Genomic DNA, 2,734 nt, shown 5'->3' with positions numbered 1-2,734 from the left:
GGGCTGATCACCGGCGCCTCCGCCATGGGCGCGCTGTTTGCGCTGGCCTCGGACGGCACCGCCGCAGGCGGTCAGCACGGCCTGCAACTGGTCTTTGCGGTGGCATCCGGCTTCGTTGCGACGGCATTGGGGCTGTCGGCCCGGGCACAGCGGCGGGCGGGGCGCTGATGTCCCTCGAGGGCCATCACCGGCGGGCGGGATCGGCAATCCCGTCCATTGATTCTTCCTATAGTCGCTATCTGCTTTGGCTTGATTGTTCGTCTAAATCCACGGTGCGAAGTTTTCCGGGCAGGTCCGCTGTCGGCGGATCATCCTGGGGAGAAGACAAACATGAAATTCGCATCACGGGTTGCAGCGCTAGTGCTGGTCGCCCTGTCACTGCCGACCACGGTAATGGCGGAAGGCAGTCTGGCGAAGCCGCCGGCCACGGCCCTCCAACTCGACATCACCGGCAAGCCCGGCGCTGTGGCAGCTGGCACGATCGATATCGAAACCGGCAAGTACTACCGGCTGACCATAACCAGCGACGGCGGCGACGAGGTGCTGTTCACCGCACCCGGCTTCTTCGATGCCATCTATCTGAACCAGATCGTCGTCAACGATGCCGAGATCAAGATGTTCGGAACCGGGATCAAGGGCCTGGAGGTGGGCGAGAACATCGCCAACAAGGTGGACATCACGTTCGTGGCCATCAAGCCGGGCGACTTCCCGTTCATGCTCAATGGCACCGACGCGGGCATGCTGCACGTCCATTGACGGTCCGACCGGGCACGGCGGCGGGCCGCGTGGAGCGCCTGCCGCCTGCCGCCGCCCGGCTGGGCGTCGCCGAGGCCTATTTCGTCGACGTGGCGCAAGGTCAGCCGGCTCACCGCGGGCGAGGAGGTCATCGGGACGCGGCGTAGGCCTCGAAGTCGGCCGGGCTGTCGAAATCGGCAAGTTCCTCGGGCGGCGCGTCGACCGCGGCCGCCTGGCCGAGCAGGGCCGCGGCTCCCCGGTCGCCGTCGAGGGCGAGGAGCCGGTCGATCGTTGCGCCGGCGAACGCCGCCGGCGGCCCGACGCGGGCCGAGCCGGCCCCGCGCGATCCCGCCGCGGTCGTGCCCTCTGCCGGATCGAGCCGGTCGACAAGCGCGCGCATGTGCCGGAGGCCGACGAAGGGCATGTCCGCAAGGCAGATCAGCACCGCCTCGACCGGGTGGCGGCGGGCAGCACGGACGCCCGCGGCGATCGAGGTGGCAAGGCCCCGGCCGGGATCGTCGTTCCAGCCGATCTCGAAGCCCAGCGCCGAAAGCCCGGCGATGAGGTCGCGCGTCGGCTCGGAACAGACGGCGATCCGCACGGTCGGGGCCAGGGCGGCGATCGTTGCGGCGGCGTGGAGGCCGAGCGGGCGGCCATCGAGGTCGCGGCACAGCTTGTGCTGTCCCGGATGGCGGAGCGAGCGGCCGGCGGCGAGCAGGATGGCGGCGGTCTGCCGCAGCAGCATGGGTCAGGTCCCGTCGAGGGAGTGCCGCTCCCCGACGATCTGGGCCAGGGCCGACACGGCGAACGCGGTCGCCTCGCGCGTCGGTCCGAACAGGCCGAGCGGCCCGCGCACCCGGGCGATGTCCGCTTCGGCGACGCCCCGCTGGCGCAGCCGGTCGCACCGTGCCGCATGGCTCGTGCGGCTGCCCAGGGCGCCCACGTGGAACGCAGGGCTGTCGAGCGCCTGCATCAGCAGCGCCGTTTCCCGATCGTGGTCGTGAAACATGAAGACGATCGCGGTCCATGGGTCGACCGGCAGGGGCGGCGCATCCCCGAGCCCCTTCAGCAGTGTCGTCGAGGCGCCCAGGTCCGCGGCGCAGCGCAGCCCGTGCGCGTCCGGGCTGAAGGCGGCGAGCTCAAGACCGGCGCCGCACGCGAGGCGCAGCATGGCCTCGAACTCGGGACCCTGGCCGATGGCGACGAGGCGGGTGCGCGGCCGGTAGCGGCGACGGAAGACGCCGTTCTGCCACTCGCTTCGGGCGTGCCCACCGGCCTCGGCGACCAGCTCGGCCGTGCCCGCTTCCGGCGACAGCGCGAGCGTGAAGGCCTCGCGCCGGCCGAGCGCCGCGCGCACCCCGTCGACCATTGCGGCGGCCGGGTCGAGGTGAACATGGACATCGATCCCCCCGCCGCAGGGGAGGCGGATATCGATAAACGGGGACCCGCGGCCGAAGCGCAGCACCGCATCGCGGCCGCCGCGCAGCACGCCGAGCGCCTCGGCGGCCATGGCCGCCTCGAGGCATCCTCCCGACAGATAGCCGCAATAGCTGCCGTCATCGAGCACCGCCATGTGCGCGCCGGGCGACCGCGGCGCCCCGCCCTCGACCCCCACGGTTGTGATCAGCACACCCCGCGCGCCGCGACGCCTGCCGTCCGCCAGCAGGGCGAAGGCGGCCTCCGGGCCGTCGCCATCGAAGGCGGCTCCCGTGGCGCGGCTGAACGGCTGAACCGAGGCTTCCGACACGTTCCGCTGCCTTGCCTGCTAGCCGCCGGCCATCCGCGGCAGCAGGAAGATCTCGGCATCCTCCGGCAGCCGGGTGGACCAGCTGTCCCGGTAGATGACCCCGTCGATCGACACGGCGATCCCCCTCGCCAGGTATGGCTCGACCGCCGGGTAGTCCTGCGCCAGCTTGCGGAACAGCTCACGGATGTCGCGCGCCTCGATGCGGACGCTGCCGTTGCCGCCGATCGAAGCGCTGAGGGCCCCCCAGAGCTT

Annotated in this window: 4 protein-coding genes; 1 reads left to right on the top strand and 3 read right to left on the bottom strand. The window is 71.4% G+C overall.

Annotation, left to right across the window (positions count from 1 at the left end):
* Positions 1 to 330 precede the first annotated feature (330 nt).
* A complete protein-coding gene (locus ACE3TU_RS21085) occupies positions 331 to 756 on the top strand; it encodes a hypothetical protein (RefSeq protein WP_374627827.1) in 426 nt (141 codons plus the stop codon).
* A gap of 127 nt (positions 757 to 883) precedes the next feature.
* Here ACE3TU_RS21085 and ACE3TU_RS21080 read toward each other — a convergent pair whose 3' ends face one another.
* From ACE3TU_RS21080 to ACE3TU_RS21070, 3 genes are all read right to left on the bottom strand, one after another.
* Positions 884 to 1,480, bottom strand: a complete 597-nt coding sequence (locus ACE3TU_RS21080) for an NTP transferase domain-containing protein (protein WP_374627826.1) — start codon at positions 1,478 to 1,480, stop codon at positions 884 to 886.
* A gap of 3 nt (positions 1,481 to 1,483) precedes the next feature.
* Positions 1,484 to 2,482, bottom strand: coding sequence for an XdhC family protein (locus ACE3TU_RS21075; protein WP_374627825.1), 999 nt, complete (start codon positions 2,480 to 2,482; stop codon positions 1,484 to 1,486).
* Between the two features lie 18 nt (positions 2,483 to 2,500).
* The coding region (locus ACE3TU_RS21070) for a MoaD/ThiS family protein (RefSeq protein WP_374627824.1) at positions 2,501 to 2,734 on the bottom strand (234 nt) is incomplete at its 5' end.

Origin of the sequence: Devosia sp. (genome assembly GCF_041917035.1) — a bacterium.
In the GTDB taxonomy this organism is placed as follows: domain Bacteria; phylum Pseudomonadota; class Alphaproteobacteria; order Rhizobiales; family Devosiaceae; genus Devosia_A.
The sequence above is the reverse complement of the archived record's forward strand: the minus strand, read 5'-3'. Positions and strand labels throughout refer to the sequence as shown.

Bases quoted from the DNA above. Each gene is read 5' to 3' on its own strand.
- ACE3TU_RS21080 (WP_374627826.1), bottom strand. From the start codon at position 1,480: ATGCTGCTGCGGCAGACCGCCGCCATCCTGCTCGCCGCCGGCCGCTCG.
- ACE3TU_RS21085 (WP_374627827.1), top strand. From the start codon at position 331: ATGAAATTCGCATCACGGGTTGCAGCGCTAGTGCTGGTCGCCCTGTCA.